Source organism: Flavonifractor sp. An10 (assembly GCF_002161215.1).
Taxonomy (GTDB): Bacteria; Bacillota; Clostridia; order Oscillospirales; family Oscillospiraceae; genus Flavonifractor; species Flavonifractor avistercoris.
On record NZ_NFMB01000010.1, the window covers coordinates 20,598 to 39,547 of the forward strand.

Sequence of the window (18,950 nt, forward strand, 5' to 3'; positions counted from 1 at the left end):
CTGCGCGCTCACCCCCGCAGGCCGTAGTATTCACACATCCGGGCCACCGCCACCGGGGCCTCGGCGGGGTTGACCCACAGATCGGGGAGATAGCCCACCCCGTCCCGGTTCTCCATGGTCTCATGAAAGCTCAGGCCAGTGCCGAAAAAGAGCCACACCCCTGTGCGGGGGAGATAGATATCCATATTATTGGAAACCAGCGCGCATCCGCCGGTGGGGAGGCCCACCGCCAGGGTGTTCTCCACCGTGCGGAGGAACTCCACCGCGGTCTCCCCGGAGGAGGCGGTGCCCCCGTCGGTCAGCAGGAAGGTATAGCCCTCCCGCTCCACCCAGTTGCCCTCCTCCGTCCCGATCCCCCAGGTCCCCATCCAATCCGGCGGATAGTAGGATCCGTGAACCTCGCAGCCCAGCTGGCTGTACCGATGCCCGTCAACTCTGTGGGGCTGGGCGGGCTGGCCCGTCCACCCCTCGAACCAGCTCATGAGCCACCGGTCGCTGCCGCCGGGGTTTCCCCGCACGTCGAAGATCAGCAGGGGCGCGTCGGCGTACTCCCCGCCGCAGGAGGCAAACCGCTCCAGCTGGGCCTCCTCCTCCGGCGTGCGGGAGGACATGCGCCGGGATTGCAGCGTGGGGATGCCCCGGTATTCACTCTCCGCGAACACGAAATTGCCGCGGCCCACGGGTTCGCACAGCGTCCAGTCCAGCTCGTACCCGCCCAGGCTGTCCGGCAGGTCGCTCCCGTCGTGGCTCAGGGCGTAAAAGCCGTAGGTGATGGCCCCGTCCGGGCCGATGGTGGGCTTGATATAATCTTCATCCAGCCCTGTGGGGTCGTCGATGTACACGCCGGGGACATAATAGGGGGAAAGCTCATACGCCTCAATCAGGCGGCGGTTGTCAACGACGAAATGCCCGTCTCGCACCACCGGGGACAGCACGGCATACAGGGCGTCCGCCACCGCGTCCGCCAGGGGGAGGGCGGGGTCGGCCTCCTCCAGCCGGGCCAGGGCGTCCTCCCGCAGGCCGTCAAACACCTCATCGCCGCCGAAGTACTCGTAGGCCCCGTAGGTGGTGCGCAGGAGGGTGAAGGCGGTCTCCACGTCCTCTCTGGCCTGCTCCAGGGTCAGATTTTCCGCCGGGTCATGGGGCGTCAGCAGTACCTCCATCTCCTCATCGGTGAAGGTGTGGTTCTGGTCGGTGAAGTCCGGCGTCCAGGCGGAGATGTCCAGGGGCTCCCCGTCCTCGATGACGGCCCGCCTTGTCTCGTTGACCTCGTCCAGAAAGGCGTGGAAGTCCACCGCCGCGGCGGGGTTGGGGTGGGCGAAGGGTCGCCTCCGCCGTGGGGACGGCGCCGGGGCCGGGTACAGGCGGCCAGCAGGGCCAGGACAGGGCCAGGGCAGGAGCTTCCTTTTCATTTCACGACGCTTCCTCTCCATCCATCTCCATGTATTCCTGTAATTTCGACCTCTTTTATCACGTTGTGTAATCCCACGCCCTCGGCGTACACCTCGGTGTAGTCGGGGGCGTGGCCCCGCCACAGGCCGTCCTTCTCCTCCTCGAAGAGCACCGGCGCGGTGCGGCCGATCCCCCCGGTCAGCCAGGCGGCCCGCAGCTCCGCCGCCACCTCTGCGGCCCGATGGGCCCGCTCCTCCTTTTCCGTCCGGGGCACCTGACCGGGCATGGAGGCCGCCGGGGTGCCGGTGCGGCGGGAGTAGGGGAAGATGTGCAGGGCGGAGAAGGCGCACTTACGCACAAAGTCCAGGGTCTGGGCAAACTCCGCCTCGGTCTCCCCGGGGAAGCCCACAATCAGGTCGGTGGTGATCCCTGGCCGGTCAAAGTGGCCTCTCAGTAATTTTACACTCTCATAATACCGTTCGGAATCATATTTCCGGTTCATCCGCTTCAATGTGGCGTCACAGCCGCTCTGCATGGACAGGTGGAAGTGGGGGCACAGGTTGGGCAGGGCGGCGGCCCGGCGGCAGAAGTCCTCCGTGATGGTGCGGGGCTCCAGGGAGCCCAGCCGCACCCGGCAGCCCGGCGCGGCGGCGCACACCCCCTCGACAAGATCGATAAGGCCCTGGCCGTTTTTCAGATCATGGCCCCAGGAGGAGATTTCGATGCCGGTGAGCACCAGCTCCCGGTACCCCAGCCCGGCAAGGCGCTTTGCCTCACAGGCGGCCTCCTCCAGGGGCAGGGAGCGGATGGGGCCCCGGGCGTAAGGGATGATGCAGTAGGTGCAGAAGTTGACACAGCCGTCCTCCACCTTGAGCATGGCCCGGGTGCGGCCCTCCAGCCCGCCGGCGGGGAGCCGCTCGTAGGTGCGGCGGCGCAGGGCGTCGTCCACGTCCACCACCGGCTGTCCCCCGTCGGGGCTCAGGGCCTCCAGAGCGTTCAAAAAGCCCATGCGGTCATTGGTGCCCATGACCAGATCCACCCCCAGCTTCTCCACCGCCCCGGGGTCGGTCTGGGCGTAGCAGCCGCACACCGCCACCACAGCGTGGGGGGCGCGGCGGCGGGCCTGGCGGATCATCTGGCGGGACTTCTTGTCGCTCACCGCCGTGACGGTGCAGGTGTTGATGATGTAGGCGTCGGCCTCCCCGTCGAAGGGGGCCAGGGTGTGGCCCCGGCGGGTGAGCTCCGCCTCCATGGCCTGGGTCTCGTACTGGTTGACCTTGCAGCCCAGGGTATAGATAGCAACTCGCATGGTTTTTCCTCTCGTGCCGCCGGGGCCCTTTGTGCAATCAAACAGAATTTCTTTCTTTTCTCCGGCGAACCATTGAAATTTTGATTTCATCGACTATAATGTGGGCATCCCTATTATAAGGCAAACCCGAATTCTTGTATAGGTCTTTCTCAAAGTGCGATTATGGAGGTGTTTTCACATGTCTGAATTTCTGGTCTCCCTGACCTCGATTGATGATGTGCGCCAGTTCGTCAAGGCCGCCACCCACTGCGCCTGCGACGTGGACGTGCTCTCCGGCCGCTATGTGGTGGACGCCAAGTCCATCATGGGCCTGTTCTCCCTGGATCTGTCCCAGCCGGTTCAGGTGAAGGTGCACGGCTCCGACGCCGACCGGGCGGCCTTTGAGCAGAGTGTGGCCGCCTTTGAGGTGAAGGAGGAGCAGTAAGTCTCCCGATGACAAGCGGACGGCCCGGGCGCCGTCCGCTTTTTTGACGGTTTTCGTTTACAAGCCGCCCCTGCTGTGGTAAAATAATGTGTTTTTACAGGAGGAATCGCCATGGCAGACCAGTACCCCTTCTTCGCCTATCTCTCCCGCATGCGGTACATCAACCGCTGGGGGCTGATGCGCAACACGGTTCAGGAGAATATCCAGGAGCACTCCCACATGGTGGCTGTGCTGGCCCACGCCCTGGCGGTGATCCGGCGGGACGTGCTGGGCGGGGAAGCCGACCCGGGGCTGGCCGCCGCCGCCGCCCTGTACCACGACGCGCCGGAGATCCTCACCGGCGACCTGCCCACCCCCATCAAGTACTACAACCCGGACATCCGGGACGCCTACAAGGAGGTGGAGCAGTTCTCCGCCCGCAAGCTGCTGGACATGCTGCCGGAATCCCTGCGCCCCGCCTTCGACCCCCTGCTGCGGGAGGACTACGACCCCGAGCTCCGGAGGCTGGTGAAGGCCGCCGACAAGCTCTCCGCCTACATCAAGTGCGTGGAGGAGCTCAAGGCGGGCAACGGCGAGTTCCGGCAGGCCGCGGAGCAGACCCTGGAGGCCCTGAAGGGCTATGAGCTGCCCGAGCTGGACTATTTCATGGAGCACTTCCTGCCCGCCTTCGGGCTGACCCTGGACGAACTGCAATAGAAGCGCGGAGCCGTCGTGAGCAGCCCGGATGGACCGGAGCGAGGGCGAAAACCCAGCTCCGCACAGCGGGGCGGTTGGAGCCCGAGACGGAGGGAAGCCGGGCGTCGCGAACAGGCGCAGCGTGACAGCCCAAGCCTTACATACCGCAGAAAAAACAAAGGAGCTGTTTACTTATGAGAGCCATCGTCACCGTTCTGGGCAAAGACCGGGTGGGCATCATGTCCCTGGTGTGCGCCCTGCTGGCCCAGCACAACGTCAACATCCTGGACATCAGCCAGACCATCCTCCAGGAGGACTTCACCATGGTCATGCTGGTGGATGCCGGCGCCTGCGACATCCCCTTCGGCCAGCTGGCCGCCCTGCTGGAGCAGGAGGGCAGGGAGCAGAACCTGGATATCCGGGCCCAGCGGGAGGATATCTTCAACGCCATGCACAGAATTTAAGGTGAGCACCCATGATTAACACCAATGAGATTTTAGATACCATCCACATGATCGACCAGCAGCACCTGGACATCCGCACCATTGCCCCACAGGGCTGACGCCCTGCGGGAACCCCGTTTTTTTACTTCCTCGGGGCAAGTGAATTGCCCCTGCGGCAAGATTTTGGCCCGGGGCCAAAATGCTTGTACGCGCCACCCGGCGCGTCCCCGCTTCGCGGGTGCCAGTTCTGTGCAGGAGGATTTGACTTTGATTAACACCAATGAGATTTTAGATACCATCCGCATGATCGACCAGCAGCACCTGGACATCCGCACCATTACTATGGGCATCTCCCTGCTGGACTGCGCCGATCCCGACCCCAAGGCCGCCTGCCAGAAGATCTACGACAAGATCACCCGCCGGGCCGAGCACCTGGTGGCCACCGGCGAGGCCATCGAGCGGGAATTCGGCATCCCTATCGTCAACAAGCGCATCTCCGTCACCCCCATGGCCCTGGTGGCCGGCGCGTCGGAGACCAGCAGCTATGTCCCCTTCGCCGTGGCCATGGACAGCGCCGCGAAAACCGCCGGCGTGGACTTCATCGGCGGCTTCTCCGCCCTGGTGCAGAAGGGGGCCACCCCGGCGGATCGGAAGCTCATCTCCTCCATCCCCGAGGCCCTGGCCATCACCGACTATGTGTGCTCCTCGGTCAACGTGGGCTCCACCAAGGCGGGCATCAACATGAACGCCGTGGGCGTCATGGGCCGCATCATCAAGGAGACGGCGGAGCGCACCGCCGAGCGGGGCGGCTTCGGCTGCGCCAAGCTGGTGGTGTTCTGCAACGCCGTGGAGGACAACCCCTTCATGGCCGGCGCCTTCCACGGCGTGGGGGAGCCGGACTGCATCATCAACGTGGGCGTGTCCGGCCCCGGCGTGGTCTATCACGCCCTCCAGGCCGTGAAGGGCCAGTCCTTCGACGTGGTGGCCGAGACCGTGAAAAAGACCGCCTTCCGCATCACCCGCATGGGCCAGCTGGTGGCCCAGGAGGCCAGCCGCCGGCTGGGCGTGCCCTTCGGCATCGTGGATCTCTCCCTGGCCCCCACCCCCGCCGTGGGCGACTCCGTGGCCCGCATCCTGGAGGAGATGGGCCTGGAGACCTGCGGCACCCACGGCACCACCGCCGCCCTGGCCCTGCTCAACGACGCGGTGAAGAAGGGGGGCGTCATGGCCTCCTCCCATGTGGGCGGCCTGTCCGGCGCCTTCATCCCCGTCAGCGAGGACGAGGGCATGATCGCCGCCGCCCGCTCGGGGGCCCTCCACCTGGACAAGCTGGAGGCCATGACCTGCGTCTGCTCCGTGGGCCTGGACATGATCGCCGTCCCCGGCGACACCTCCGCCGCCACCCTCTCCGCCATCATCGCCGACGAGGCCGCCATCGGCATGGTCAACTCCAAAACCACCGCCGTGCGCATCATCCCCGCCCCCGGCAAGGTGGTGGGGGACACGGTGGAGTTCGGCGGCCTGCTGGGCTCCGCCCCCGTCATGCCCGTCCATCCCGAGGGCAGCGACGCCTTCATCGCCCGCGGCGGTCGGATCCCCGCGCCGATGCAGAGCCTGAAGAACTGAGGCGGCCGCCGCACCCCCCGCCAGCGGCGGGGCGGCGCTTCGCGCCGTACGAGCGTTTTCGCGCAGCGAAAACCTCGGCGCAGGGCCAATTCACTTGGCCCGAGCAAGTTAAATAGGCCCTTGGGGCCCCGGCCGGGCCCGCCCGGCTGGGATTGGCCGGATTCCCGCGCCGATGCAGAGCCTGAAGAACTAGAGGTGCAAAAATACGCCCCGTCCGGTGGACGGAGCGCCAGGCTGTCGAAAAACCTCCCGCGAAGGAGAGCCTCGCAGAGTTCCTGCGGCCGCAGCCGCAGGAATCAAATCAAAATCCGTCATTTCCGGCGACATGTGCGTCGGAAATGACACTTCTCATGGTGGAAGGGGTGACTTTTTCGCAAGAAAACGAACCCCTTCCACCATGCAATCTTTCTCGAAAAAGCGGCTTTGCCGCTTTTTCGACACGCTGACGCCCCGTCCATCGGACGGGGCGTCGTTTTTGCTCAATACTTGTTCACCATGCCGGCGATCAGCGGGGTGGGCACCAGCCACATCACCAGGAACACCAGCAGGTTGACGGCGGAGAGGGACGAGTAGGAGCACACAAAGGTGAGGTAGAAGGCCAGCAGCAGCCCCGCCAGGGCCCCCAGGCAGGCCAGCACGGCGGAGGTGCGCACCGCCCGGCGGAGCCGGGCCGCCCCCACCACCGCCTCGGAGTAGGGGGCCACCCCCTCCCGGCACAGGACGGCGGTGAGGATGTCGCTGTGGCTCTGCTCCTCGCCGGAGAGCTCCACCCGCCGCTCCACCGGCGGGAACTCCATCTTATCCACCGGCAGCTTGAACCGCTGGCGCAGCATGGCGGGGATCAGGTTGAAGTCCCGGGTGGCCATCACCGGGGTCACCCGGTTTCGGATGAGGCTGTTGAGGGAGGGCTCCAGATTGCCGTGAAGGGTGTAGTTGAGGGCGAAGATGCCCGCAAGCTCCCCGTCAATGGCGCAGAACACGGCGTTTTTCACATGGAGCCCCTGGGGCAGGGTGATCTCCATGAGTCCCATGAAGGCCGCCGAGCCCACCAGCACCTGCTGGTTCCGGATCACGGCGGACAGGCCGCCCTCGTAGACCGTCAGCCCGGAGGCCCGGCGGTAGACGCAGCCCTGGGCCCGCAGCAGATCGTGGAAGATCTTGTCCAGGCCGCAGCCCGAGTCCCGGATCAGGGTGGCGGTGTTGGACACCACCTTGTCCACCGGGAAGTCCCCGAAGATCTTGATGCCGTTGAGGGAGACGCAGCCCGGCGGGAAGAAGTCGGTGTCGGTGAGCAGGATGCCGCTGCCGCCGGTGGCGGTGACCCCGTCCCAGCCCGCGATGGCCGCCCCCGACTTGCTCAGGCGGCGGGTCAGGCTCAGCCAGGGCAGGGCGTAGCACAGTCCCCCGGACAGGGAGGTGGAGGCGGTGAGCATGGCGGACAGGCACCACAGCAGCCGCTCCGGCGCGCCCCGGCCGATGGAGGCCACGACGCTCAGCAGCAGGCAGGCAATGAACAGCAGCGGGCAGATGCGGTGGAAAATCCGTTCCGCCCCGTCGGCGGCCTGCATCTGCCGGCCGAAGCCGATGGGCTCCCCCGACCACTTGGCGTAGGTGTCCCGTCCGCTCCACTTGCCCTCGTCCAGGGTCACCAGGTAGGGGTGGGCGGCGGCCGCCGCCGTGCGGCAGGCCAGCCGCTGGGCCCGGCGCTTCCGCCGGGTGCCCCGCATCAGCAGGAAGATGGCCAGGATGGCCGCCGCGCAGTAGGGCATCTGCCCCTCCCGGGGATCCAGCCGGTACATGGTCAGCGCGTCGGCCAGGGTGGCAGCGCAGGCAAACACCAGCAGGGTGTCCATGCCGAATTCCAGCAGCACCAGGCGGAACAGCCCCCGGGCCAGCACGTCGATGCCCACCAGCATGGCCAGCCCCTGGGCCGCCGAGAGCAGCAGCACCCGCAGCTGGGGGGTGAGGGCGGCGGGATAGGGGAACACATCCACCGTCAGGTACAGGGCGGGAATGAGCAGCAGGAACACCAGCACGAGCGGATGCCCAGGGACTTGAGCCCTTGCCGTACCGCCGGGCCAGCTCCGCCGGGGCAGGTCGGGGCGGGGCGGCTGGCGGCGGGGCGGCGCTCCGCCGGCTCTCGGCGGCTCCTCCTCGTCGGTGCCGGGGATGAACTCCTCCGCCCGGCGCACCTCCTCGTCGTCCTCCTTCCCCTCCTCCTCAAACATGTGGCCGGCGTAGTCGTCGGCCTTCTGGAGCAGGCGGTTGAGGCCCTCGGCGATGGGGTTGTCCGAGGCGGGCCCCTCCTCGCCGGGGAAGTCCACCACCTTGTCGTCCCCGTCCTCCTCCGGCGCCTCCTCCGGTTCGGACTCCTCCGGTTCCGAAGGGGGCGGCGGGGCCTTGGGCGGCGGGGCTGGCCTGGGGCCTGCCTCCCGCTTCCCGGCGGGGAAGTCCACCACCTTGCCGCCGCCCGCCGGCGGAGGCGGCGAGCCCCCTCTGGGCCGGCGCCCCTGCACCGGGAAGGGGATGGTATCCTCCTTCCAGCGGGTGGGCTTGGGCGGCCCGCCGCCGAACTCCGCCAGAATCTCCTCCAGGGAGAAGTCCTCCGGGCCGGGGGCGCCTGTATTCTGTTTGTCGTCCCGGTCGTCGGACATGATGCTCACCTGCTTTGCGTGGTGGAATCGGTGGATGATGGGTCGGCCCCTACAGAAGGTACGGAAGCGGTGCTGCAGGGGCCGCCGCCCTCGGCGGCCCGCCCCGATATGGGGCGCCCGGGCGGCCGCGATTTATCGCGGCCCTACGCCCAGCTTCGTTTGCCGCCTGTAGGGCCGCCATACATGGCGGCCGCTGTTCACCCCATTCTTTGCCGGACGGCCTCGTACATCAAAATCGCCGCCGCGGCGGAGGCGTTGAGGGAGTTGAGCCTGCCCTTCATGGGTATGCGCACCTTGAAGTCGCACTTCTCCGCCACCAGGCGGCCCATGCCGGTGCCCTCGCTGCCGATGACGATGGCGGCGGGGCCCTTGAGATCCGCGTCGTAGAGCAGCTGGTCTCCGTCGGCGGCGGTGCCGAACACCCACACCCCCGCCTCCTTCAGCTCGTCCAGCAGGGCGGGCAGATTGGGCACCCGGGCCACGGGCACGTGGCTCACCGCGCCGGCGGAGGTCTTTGCCACCACGGCGGTGAGGCCGGCGGAGCGCCGCTTGGGGATGATCACCCCGTGGGCCCCGGCGCACTCGGCGGTTCGGATCACCGCCCCCAGGTTGTGGGGGTCGGAGAGCTCGTCGCACACCACGATCAGGGGGGGCTCCCCCTTCTCCCTCGCGGCGTTGAGGATGTCGTCCACGCTGGCGTACTCCCGCACCGCCGCCAGGGCGATCACCCCCTGGTGGGAGTGGGTGCGGCTCATGCCGTCCAGCTTGCGCCGGTCGCACTCCACCACCACGATGCCCCTGGAGCGGGCCGTGGAGGCGATGTGCCCCAGGGCGGAGTCGGTCTCCCCCCTGGCCAGATAGATCTTGTCCACGGGCGTCCCCGCCCGCAGGGCCTCGATCACCGCATTGCGGCCCTCGATGATGCCGTCGGCCTCCGCCTCCAGATTGGGCCTGCGCTCCTTCATGCTTCCTCTTCCTTCCTCTTGTCCGTTTATCTCCTTCAGTATACCACAACCGCCCGGATCAAAAAAGCCAAAATTGCCGGAAATCCGCAAAAAGCGGCCGTCGGTTTCCGTCGGCTTTTCATAGAAAGTTTACAGGTTTTGCCCACCCCCTTTCTTGTTTTTTCCCCCGCCTTGTGCTATAACTATATTATTACTTCGGACGAAACTGTTTCCCATCAAGGAGGAACTCTACCTTGAACCCCAATCAGAACAACAACCGGGGAAACGGCGGCAACAAGCGCAACGTGACCGCCATTGTCTCGGTTCTGCTGTGGGCCCTGGTGCTCACCCTGCTGGTCAACGTGGCCACCTCCCGGTTCCAGCAGGCCAACTCCGTGGAGGTGCTCTACGGCCAGTTCCGCGACCTGGTCATGGACGGCGTGGTGGACTCGGTGCTCATGGAGAGCGACCGGTACACCTTCACCCTCAAGGAGGGGTACACCCTCCAGTTTGACGACGATGGCAACGTGGAGGCGGTGAAGGAGGACGGCCAGACCAGCTCCGCCGATACCTCCGGTGGAGAAAGCGGCGGCACCGGCGGCGAGACCACCGGAGGCCAGCTGGATCTCCCCGTGCTGGAGGGGCTCACCCCCATCCAGGGCGGCGCCTCCGGGCAGAGCGTCGGCGGCACGTCGTCCTCCTCCTCCGTGGTCTACTTCTGCGCCCCCCTGAATGACTCCAGCCTGCTCACCCTGCTGGAGGAGCAGGGCATCACCCAGTACGGCACCGAATATGTGGAGCCCATGAATCCCATCATCTCCCTGCTGGTGTCCTGGGTGCTGCCCATGGTGATCATCATGGTGGCCTTCTCCCTGCTCATGCGGGGCATGGCCGGCAAGATGGGCGGCGGCATCGGCAACCTGGGCAAGTCCAACGCCAAGGTGTACGTGGAGAAAAAGACCGGCGTCACCTTCCGGGATGTGGCCGGTCAGGACGAGGCCAAGGAGTCCCTGGTGGAGATCATCGACTTCCTCCACAACCCCCAGAAGTACACCGAGATCGGCGCCAAGCTGCCCAAGGGCGCCCTGCTGGTGGGCCCGCCGGGCACCGGCAAGACCCTGCTTGCCAAGGCCGTGGCCGGCGAGGCCAACGTGCCCTTCTTCTCCATCTCCGGCTCCGACTTCGTGGAGATGTTCGTGGGCATGGGCGCGGCCCGCGTCCGCGACCTGTTCAAGGAGGCCAGCAAGATGGCCCCCTGCATCGTGTTCATCGACGAGATCGACACCATCGGCAAGTCCCGCGACAACCGCATGGGCGGCAACGACGAGCGGGAGCAGACCCTGAATCAGCTGCTGGCCGAGATGGACGGCTTCGACCCCACCAAGGGCGTCATTCTGCTGGCCGCCACCAACCGGCCGGAGGTGCTGGATCAGGCCCTGCTGCGGCCCGGCCGCTTCGACCGGCGCATCACGGTGGATCGGCCCAACCTGGCCGGCCGCCTGGCCACCCTCCAGGTGCACACCCGCAACATCCGCCTGGCCGACGACGTGGATCTGAAAAAGGTGGCCCTGGCCACCGCCGGCGCCGTGGGCGCCGATCTGGCCAACCTGGTGAACGAGGCCGCCCTCCGGGCCGTGCGCCTGGGCCGCAAGGCGGTGAACCAGGAGGATCTGCTCACCGCCTTCGAGCTGGTCATCGCCGGCGCGGAGAAGAAGGGCAGCGTCCTCAGTGAGTTTGAGAAGAAGCTGGTGGCCTATCACGAGGTGGGCCACGCCATGGTGGCCTACAAGCAGAAGCACGCCGAGCCGGTGAGCAAGATCACCATCGTGCCCCACACCCAGGGGGCCCTGGGCTACACCCTCCACCTGCCGGAGGAGGACAAGCACCTGCACACCAAGGACGAGCTGCTGGCCCAGATCACCGTCTCCATGGGCGGCCGCGTGGCTGAGGAGCTGGTGCTGCACACCATGACCAACGGCGCGGCCCAGGACATCCAGGACGCCACCAGCATCGCCCGCAACATGGTGGCCATGTTCGGCATGAGCGACGAGTTCGGCATGATGGCCCTGGCCTCCCGCCGCAACCAGTACCTGGACGGCGGCTACGGCATCGACTGCGCCCAGGACACCGCCGCCGCCATGGACAGGGCGGTGCGGGATCTGATCGACTCCTGCTACAAAAAGGCCACCGAAATCCTCTCGGCCAGCCGGGAGGACATGGACAAGGTGGTGGCCTACCTGCTGGAGAAGGAGACCATCACCGGCCCCGAGATGGTTGCCATTCTGGAGGGCCGGGATCCCGCCCTGGCGGACAACTTCCCCGACCGGGAGAGCAAAAAGGAGGAGCCCAAGCCGGCCTCCCAGCCCGCCGCCCCCATTCCTCTGGGCGGCGACACCCAGCCCGGGCAGGAGGAGCCCCCTAAGACGGAGCCCCCTCAGGAGAACGGAACCGACTTCGGCCCCGAGGGCAAGCCCAAGGAATAAACGTAAAGCACCCCGTGGAGCGGCGCTCCACGGGGTGCTTTATTCTTGTGATGGAATCAGCCGGCCAAACTCATCGAGAATCTGGAGGCGCTCCCGGCCATTTGTCCGGAAGCCGATCAATATGCACCCCGCCTCGTTGGGCACTGTCAGCATGGCCGAGCAGCTGACCCCGTACAGGGATTCCCGCCGATTCACCGGCTCTGCCCGGATGGTCTCCCCGCCGGCGGATTCTGCCTGGAAAAACACCTCTGTGTCCTCCAGCATTTCGGAGTCCTCCAGGGTCACCCCCACATAGAGATTCACAACCTCCCGCCCATCCAGTTCATAAGCGAACGGGGCTGCGCGTAAGCTCCACTCTGTAATCCATTCCTTCGGCTCCGGCGGCCCCAGCCGGGCGGCGATGTCCGGAGCCCGGCCCACAGCCAGCCCGGCCAGGAAGCACCCCGCCGCCAGCAGGAGGAGTTTCCACCGGACGGGGCGCCGCTTTTCCGCCGGTTCCTCCACAGGGGCGGGCATTTGCTCCGGCGGGTTCTCCACCTGGAGCAGCTCGTTCAGAGTGAGTCCGAAAAGTTTGGACAGGGCGATGAGCTTATCCGTGTCGGGCACCGCCCCGTCGGCCTCCCACCGGCTCACCGCCTGGCGGGACACCCCCAGCTTCTCCCCCAATCCGGCCTGGGACAGGCCCAGCCGGAGCCGGTGCTCCTGAATCCGCTGACCCAGCGTCATGGCGACTCCCCCCTTTTCTGCCTCTATCCTACCCCACCGGCGGGACTTTGGCAAGGGGCCGCCCCTTCCACCCTGTCAAACGGCGGTTGACAGGCCGACTACGGGTCAAACAGGGCCGTCAGCCGCTCCTTTCCGCCGAAGAGGTTGTTGTACTGCACCCGCTGGTAGTCCTCGATCACGGGGGTGAAGCCGTTGGTCTCCAGGTGGCTGTAGGCCCTCCCGTCCGCATCCACATAGCCCACGAAGGTGACGGCGGGCAGTTGGGTCTGGAGCTGCCACAGGTAGTTGTCGTAGGCCGTCCCGCCGATGCCCGCGTAGCGCAGGAGGTACTGGCCCAGGAAGTTGAGGCTGGTGACCTCCGGCCCGGACTCGGGCAGGGGGTAGTTGGCCCAGATCACGAAGGGGACATAGAACCTGCCCATGTACTGCTCCATGGTCATCTGATCCTGGGTGACGCCGTAGGCCCTGTCCAGGAAGCCCTGCTCCACCGAGGGCTGGTGATCCCCGAACATGACCACGATGGTGGGCTCGTCGAAGTCCTCCAGATACTCCACCAGGGTGCGGAAGGCCTGGTCGGTCTTGTTTGCCAGGGTGAGGTACTGCTCCGCCATGGGGTACTCCCCCGGCACGTCGGTGAGGGTTACCTGGGCCGGGTAGTCCGCCGCGGTGTAGCCGCCGTGGTTCTGAATGGTCACATTGAAGAGGAAGAGGGGCTGCCCCGCCTCCTTGTGCTCCAATTCCCAGATGAGCTGCCGGAAATCCGACTCGTCGCTGACATAGCCGTGCTCAAAGGTCTGGGGCACGTCCATGTCGTCGCCGCACTTGTAGGCGTCAAAGCCCAGCCGGGGGTAGGCCCGGTCCCGCTGCCAAGAGGTGCGCTCCCCGGGGTGGAAGGCCAGGGTGTCGTAGCCTTTGGCCCGGAGCAGGGAGGCCAGGGAGGCGGTATCCCCCAGCACATACTGCTGATAGGGGATGCTGCCCGAGGGCAGAAAGGCCATGGAGCTGCCGGTGAGGAACTCGAACTCGCTGGCGCTGGTGCCCGCGCCGAACACGGAGGTGTAGGCGTGGCCGAACACCGCGTTGTCCAGGGAGCGGACGTAGTCGGTGACGCTCTCGCTGAGGCGGAGATTGCCGCAGGCCTCGAAATCGGCCCAGGACTCGTTCATGATGGCCACGATGTTGGGCCGCTCCACGGGCACCGCCGCCGGCTCCGGCGCCTCCGCCCCGGCCAGGATCTGCTCCACCCGCTCCGGGGTGCTGTCCGGCGGCTCCTCCACCTTCAAAAACTCCGTATTGCGCAGGAAGACCGCCAGGCATCCGCCGGTGCGGTAGGAGCCGGACGGATCCCACACGTCGGTGTTCACGCCCAGCAGGCCCAGCCGCCGGGTGGGCACCAGGAACAGCAGGCAGGCCAGCCCCGCCCCCAGACAGGCCAGCCGCAGGGGCAGGCGCCCGGTGAGGCGCAGGCGGGCCTTGCGCTTCTCCGGGTGGAGGAACACGATCAGCGCCGCCGCCAGGGCGATGGCCGCCAGCATCTGCCAGGTGGGGATGGGGCGGTAATTCCCCGCTACGGCGGCGGCGGTGCCCAGGGCGGAGAGATCCCAGGGCAGGATGGGGGTGCCCCGGAAGGAGCTGACAAACCAGTTGGCCGTGCCCCAGGCCCCGGCGGCGATGTGCACGCCGATGCAGCAGGGGGCCGCCCGCCCGGTCAGGGCGCACAGGGGCCAGTAGAGCAGGGCGATGCACAGGGCGTTGGCCAGGGCGGCCGGGAGGGGCATCTGCCAGGGCAGCACGCCGTAGGTGAACTGCATGAGCCAGGCGGCGGTGAGGGGCGTCAGCAGCAGAAAGCCCGCCAGCCACAGCGCCTCTTTCGTTGGAATCAGATTCTGTTTCATAGGGGTTCTCCTGATGCAGAGGGATAGGGTGTGATTATACCGCAGAATCCGCCGCATGTCAAAACGGGGGAGGCTCATGGGCGTTCGGCACGCCGCGGGCATGGAGTTTTGCGCAGCAAAACAGGCGGCCGTCCGGTGGGACGGCCGCCTGTCTGGCGGATGGTTTACGCTTACAGCTCGCCCATGGGCTCGGCCAGATGGCCGCCGAAGGCCTCCACGGCCTGGGCGTCGGCCTGGCGCTTCTCCTCAATGGACTCCTGGAGCAGCATATCCTTGACTTTCATCAGGCGGATGGTGTTGGCCCGCTCGTTTTCGTCCAGCTTCATGGTGATATACTGGATGGCCTCCTCCATCTGGGGGATCTTCACGTATTCCAGGGCGTTGACCCGGCGGCGGGTCTTTTCGATCTCCTCGGCCAGCAGCTGGGAGGTCTTTTCGATCTCCGCCAGCTTGAGCATATCCTGGAACACGCCGGACAGGGCCTCCACCGCGCCGTCCAGCTCGCCGGAGGTGGTGGCGAAGCCGTAGGGATAGATCTCCCCGGCGTCGTCGCTCCTGGTCTTGAACTGGTAGACGGGCACGTTGACGCTCATCACGTTCTGGAAGGTCATGTCCAGCTCCACACTCTGCTTGGGGTAGAGCAGGGCCTGCTCCAGCATCTCGGTGGACATGAGGGCGGAGGCCACGGTGAAGGAGCCGTGGGCCTTCATGAGGCCCTCCTCCACCTTTTTCCGCAGGGCCCGGTTCTCCCGCACCACGTCCATGAACTGCTTCATCAGCTCATCCCGCTTGTCCTTGAGCAGCTTGTGGCCCCGGACGGAGGTGCGCAGCCGGGTTTTCAGCCGGGTCAGCTCCTGCCGGGTGGGGTTTACGTTAATGGCCGGCATGGATCACCCCTCCTTTTTCGGGAGGTATTTCTCGATAAACTCCGGCTTGATGCGCTTGAGCTCGCTCTTGGGCAGGATGCTCAGCAGCTCCCAGCCCAGATCCAGGGTCTCCTCAATGGAGCGGTTCTCCTCGCTGCCCTGGGCCACATAGCGCTTCTCAAACTCGTCGGCAAACTTGGCGTACAGCAGGTCGGTGGGGGACAGGGCGGCCTCACCCAGGATGGACATGAGCTCCTTGTTCTCCTTGCCGGTGGCGTAGGCGGCGAAGAGCTGGTTCATGGTGCCCGCGTGATCCTCCCGGGTGCGGCCCACGCCGATGCCCTTGTCCTTCAGACGGGACAGGGAGGGCAGCACGTCCACGGGGGGATTGATGCCCTTGCGGAACAGCTCCCGGCTCAGGATGATCTGCCCCTCGGTGATATAGCCGGTCAGGTCGGGGATGGGGTGGGTCTTGTCGTCCTCGGGCATGGTCAGGATGGGGATCAGGGTGATGGAGCCCTTCTTGCCCATCTGGCGGCCGGCCCGCTCGTAGATGGTGGCCAGGTTGGTGTACAGGTAGCCCGGATAGCCCCGGCGGCCCGGCACCTCCTTCTTGGCGGCCGACACCTCCCGGAGGGCCTCGGCGTAGTTGGTGATGTCGGTGAGGATGACCAGCACGTGCATATCCTTCTCAAAGGCCAGGTACTCCGCGGCGGTGAGGGCCATGCGGGGGGTGGCGATACGCTCCACGGCGGGGTCGTTGGCCAGGTTGGTGAACAGCACCGTCCGGTCGATGGCGCCGGTGCGGCGGAACTCCTGGACGAAGAAGTCGGACTCCTCAAAGGTGATGCCGATGGCGGCGAACACCACGGCGAAGTTGCCCGCGTCGTCCCCCAGCACCTTGGCCTGCCGGGCGATCTGGGCGGCCAGGGCCGCGTGGGGCAGGCCGGAGCCGGAGAAGATGGGCAGCTTCTGGCCGCGCACCAGGGTGTTCAGGCCGTCGATGGTAGAGATGCCGGTCTGGATGAACTCGTTGGGGTAGTCTCGGGCGGCGGGGTTCATGGGCAGGCCGTTGATGTCCCGGTACTCCTCGGCCAAAATCTCCGGGCCGCCGTCGATGGGCTTGCCCATGCCGTTGAACACCCGGCCCAGCATATCGCCGGACACGCCCAGCTGGAGGGGGTGGCCCAGGAAGCGCACCTTGGACTCCTTCAGGTTGATGCCGGCGGAGGACTCGAACAGCTGCACCACGGCGTTGTCGCCGTTGACCTCCAGCACCTGGCAGCGGCGGACGGTGCCGTCGGGCAGCTCGATCTCGCCCAGCTCGTCATAGGTGACGCCGGACACGCGGCGCACCACCATCAGGGGGCCGTTGATCTCCTGAATGGTACGGTATTCCTTGATCATTCGTCAGCACCTCCCCTGGCCGCGGCGGCCTCGATCTCTTCCTCCATCTCCCGGGCCATGTCGGCGTAGACGGCGGGATACTGGTCGTCGGGCACGCTCTTGGCCCGGCCCATCTTCTCCCGGAAGGGGATGGCAAACAGGTCGGCGGCCGCGGCGCCCTTGTCGATGGCGGCCCGGCACAGCCGGTCGTAGTCCAGGATCATGGACAGCATCTTGTCCTGCCGGTCGTAGCTGGAGTACCAGTCCACCTCCATGAAGCCGTTCTGCTGGAGGAAGTCCTCCCGCAGCATCTTGGCGGTCTCCAGGGTGAGCTGATCCCCGGCGGACAGGGAGTCCTTGCCCACCAGCTGGACGATCTCGTTGAGGCTGGCCTCCTCCTGGAGGATGGACATGGCCTGCTCCCGGTGCGCCATGAACTGGGGCCCCAGGTTCTCGTCATACCAGGGCTTGAGGGAGTCCAGGTACAGGGAGTAGGAGTTGAGCCAGTTGATGGCCGGGAAGTGGCGGCGGTAGGCCAGGGAGGAGTCCAGGGCCCAGAACACCTTGACGATGCGCATGGTGGCCTGGGAGACGGGCTCGGACAGGTCGCCGCCGGGGGGCGACACGGCGCCCACGGCGGTGAGGGAGCCCCGGCGCTCGGCATCGGAGCCGATGCACTCCACCATGCCGGCCCGCTCGTAGAACTGGGCCAGGCGGGAGGACAGGTAGGCGGGGTAGCCCTCCTCGCCGGGCATCTCCTCCAGGCGGCCGGACATCTCGCGCAGGGCCTCGGCCCAGCGGGAGGTGGAGTCGGCGATGACGGCCACGTCGTAGCCCATGTCCCGGAAGTACTCGGCGATGGTGATGCCGGTGTAGATGGACGCCTCACGGGCGGCCACCGGCATGTCGGAGGTGTTGGCGATGAGCACCGTCCGCTTCATCAGGGACTCGCCGGTGCGGGGATCCACCAGCTCGGGGAACTCCCGCAGCACGTCGGTCATCTCGTTGCCCCGCTCGCCGCAGCCGATGTAGACCACGATGTCCACATCCGACCACTTGGCCAGCTGGTGCTGCATGACGGTCTTGCCCGAGCCGAAGGGGCCGGGGATGGCGGCGGTGCCGCCCTTGGCCACGGGGAACAGGGCGTCCACGATGCGCTGGCCGGAGAGCAGGGGGGTGCGGGGGGCGTACTTGTGCTTGTAGGGCCGGCCCACGCGGACGGGCCACTTCTGCACCATGGTCAGCTCGTGCTTCTCCCCCTTCTCGTCCACCACCACGGCCACCGTGTCCAGCACGGTGAAGGAGCCGGACTGGATGGACTCCACGGTGCCCTTCAGGGTGGGGGGCACCATGATTTTGTGGAGCACCACGCTGGTCTCCTGGACGGTGCCCAGCACATCGCCGCCGATGACCTTGTCGTCGGGCTTGGCCACGGCGGTAAAGTCCCACTTCTTCTCCCGATCCAGGGCGGGCACCTCCACGCCACGGGGGAGGTTGTTGCTGCCGGCCTTTTTCAGAATCCCCTCCAGGGGGCGCTGGATGCCGTCGTAGATGTTCTCAATCAGGCCGGGGCCCAGCTCCACGCTCATGGGGGCGCCGGTGGTCTCCACCACCGCGCCGGGGCCCAGGCCGGAGGTCTCCTCGTACACCTGGATGGAGGCGGCATCGCCGTTCATGTTCAGGATCTCGCCGATGAGCCGCTGCTCGCCCACCCGAACCACGTCGGCCATGTTGGCGTCCTTCAGTCCGGTGGCCACCACCAGCGGGCCGGAGACCTTGACAATTTTACCGCTCAATAAGCTCAACCTTCTTTCTCGTCGGGACAAGCTTTGTATCCTTCGCCCCGGCGCAAGCGCCAGGGCTCACTCACTCCGCTGTCCCTCCTCCTCCCCGCCGAACCCGCTTCGCTGGGCTCCGGCGGGGGTGCGGGCGACCGCAGGCCGCCCCTACAGCCTCGCAGAGTTTCCGGCGCGGCGCGCCGGAAAGTAAATCAAAATCCGTGCGGAGCAGGACATGTGCCTGCGCAGCACACCGATGCTTGCTCCGCCACCGGCGGGCAACCACCCGCGCGGGCGCGGGTGAGGGGGGTATCGCGGTCATTGTGCCGCCCAAAGGGCGGCGCGGTGA

At 66.6% G+C, this 18,950-nt stretch carries 14 protein-coding genes; 5 read left to right on the forward strand and 9 right to left on the reverse strand.

Annotated features, from left to right (window positions below):
* Nucleotides 1-8: 8 nt before the first annotated feature.
* Both B5E42_RS16325 and mtaB read right to left on the reverse strand, forming a co-directional pair.
* Nucleotides 9-1,412 (reverse strand): S41 family peptidase, encoded by a 1,404-nt coding sequence (locus B5E42_RS16325; RefSeq protein WP_087241592.1) that lies wholly within the window; start codon nt 1,410-1,412, stop codon nt 9-11.
* Nucleotides 1,409-2,701 (reverse strand): tRNA (N(6)-L-threonylcarbamoyladenosine(37)-C(2))-methylthiotransferase MtaB, encoded by a 1,293-nt coding sequence (mtaB, locus tag B5E42_RS16330; protein WP_087241594.1) that lies wholly within the window; start codon nt 2,699-2,701, stop codon nt 1,409-1,411. Before mtaB ends, B5E42_RS16325 begins: the two co-directional genes overlap by 4 nt.
* Nucleotides 2,702-2,879: 178 nt before the next feature.
* On the opposite strand from mtaB, the gene B5E42_RS16335 reads away from it, so the two are divergent.
* From B5E42_RS16335 to B5E42_RS16350, 4 genes are all read left to right on the forward strand, one after another.
* Complete coding sequence (locus B5E42_RS16335; protein WP_087241596.1) at nt 2,880-3,125, forward strand: HPr family phosphocarrier protein; 246 nt, start codon at nt 2,880-2,882, stop codon at nt 3,123-3,125.
* Between the two features lie 111 nt (nt 3,126-3,236).
* The gene (yfbR, locus tag B5E42_RS16340; RefSeq protein WP_087241598.1) at nt 3,237-3,821 is read left to right on the forward strand and encodes a 5'-deoxynucleotidase; all 585 of its coding nucleotides are present in this window, start codon (nt 3,237-3,239) and stop codon (nt 3,819-3,821) included.
* 173 nt (nt 3,822-3,994) lie between these two features.
* Nucleotides 3,995-4,264 carry an ACT domain-containing protein gene (locus tag B5E42_RS16345; protein WP_087241600.1) on the forward strand — a complete coding sequence of 90 codons (270 nt, stop codon included), beginning with the start codon at nt 3,995-3,997 and terminating at the stop codon, nt 4,262-4,264.
* Nucleotides 4,265-4,513: 249 nt separating this feature from the next.
* Nucleotides 4,514-5,869, forward strand: coding sequence for a PFL family protein (locus B5E42_RS16350; RefSeq protein WP_204244428.1), 1,356 nt, complete (start codon nt 4,514-4,516; stop codon nt 5,867-5,869).
* 479 nt (nt 5,870-6,348) lie between these two features.
* Here the strand turns inward: B5E42_RS16350 and B5E42_RS16355 are convergent, their stop codons facing one another.
* Both B5E42_RS16355 and rlmB read right to left on the reverse strand, forming a co-directional pair.
* Nucleotides 6,349-8,523: a hypothetical protein gene (locus B5E42_RS16355; RefSeq protein WP_141242562.1), complete on the reverse strand. Its 2,175-nt coding sequence runs from the start codon at nt 8,521-8,523 to the stop codon at nt 6,349-6,351.
* A 197-nt stretch (nt 8,524-8,720) separates the two neighbouring features.
* A complete protein-coding gene (rlmB, locus tag B5E42_RS16360; RefSeq protein WP_087241604.1) occupies nt 8,721-9,488 on the reverse strand; it encodes a 23S rRNA (guanosine(2251)-2'-O)-methyltransferase RlmB in 768 nt (255 codons plus the stop codon).
* Nucleotides 9,489-9,721: 233 nt separating this feature from the next.
* Here rlmB and ftsH point away from each other — a divergent pair, with 233 nt between their 5' ends.
* Nucleotides 9,722-11,950 carry an ATP-dependent zinc metalloprotease FtsH gene (gene ftsH / locus B5E42_RS16365; protein WP_087241606.1) on the forward strand — a complete coding sequence of 743 codons (2,229 nt, stop codon included), beginning with the start codon at nt 9,722-9,724 and terminating at the stop codon, nt 11,948-11,950.
* 39 nt (nt 11,951-11,989) lie between these two features.
* On the opposite strand, the gene B5E42_RS16370 is transcribed toward ftsH, so the two are convergent.
* The 5 genes from B5E42_RS16370 to B5E42_RS16390 form a co-directional block, all read right to left on the reverse strand.
* Nucleotides 11,990-12,676, reverse strand: coding sequence for a helix-turn-helix transcriptional regulator (locus B5E42_RS16370; RefSeq protein WP_087241608.1), 687 nt, complete (start codon nt 12,674-12,676; stop codon nt 11,990-11,992).
* Between the two features lie 98 nt (nt 12,677-12,774).
* Nucleotides 12,775-14,571: an LTA synthase family protein gene (locus B5E42_RS16375; protein ID WP_087241611.1), complete on the reverse strand. Its 1,797-nt coding sequence runs from the start codon at nt 14,569-14,571 to the stop codon at nt 12,775-12,777.
* Between the two features lie 170 nt (nt 14,572-14,741).
* Complete coding sequence (locus tag B5E42_RS16380; RefSeq protein WP_087241613.1) at nt 14,742-15,458, reverse strand: V-type ATP synthase subunit D; 717 nt, start codon at nt 15,456-15,458, stop codon at nt 14,742-14,744.
* 3 nt (nt 15,459-15,461) lie between these two features.
* Nucleotides 15,462-16,844 carry a V-type ATP synthase subunit B gene (locus B5E42_RS16385; protein ID WP_087241615.1) on the reverse strand — a complete coding sequence of 461 codons (1,383 nt, stop codon included), beginning with the start codon at nt 16,842-16,844 and terminating at the stop codon, nt 15,462-15,464.
* Nucleotides 16,841-18,619 carry a V-type ATP synthase subunit A gene (locus B5E42_RS16390; protein ID WP_087241617.1) on the reverse strand — a complete coding sequence of 593 codons (1,779 nt, stop codon included), beginning with the start codon at nt 18,617-18,619 and terminating at the stop codon, nt 16,841-16,843. The genes B5E42_RS16385 and B5E42_RS16390 overlap by 4 nt, the downstream gene beginning before the upstream one ends.
* Nucleotides 18,620-18,950: the final 331 nt, after the last annotated feature.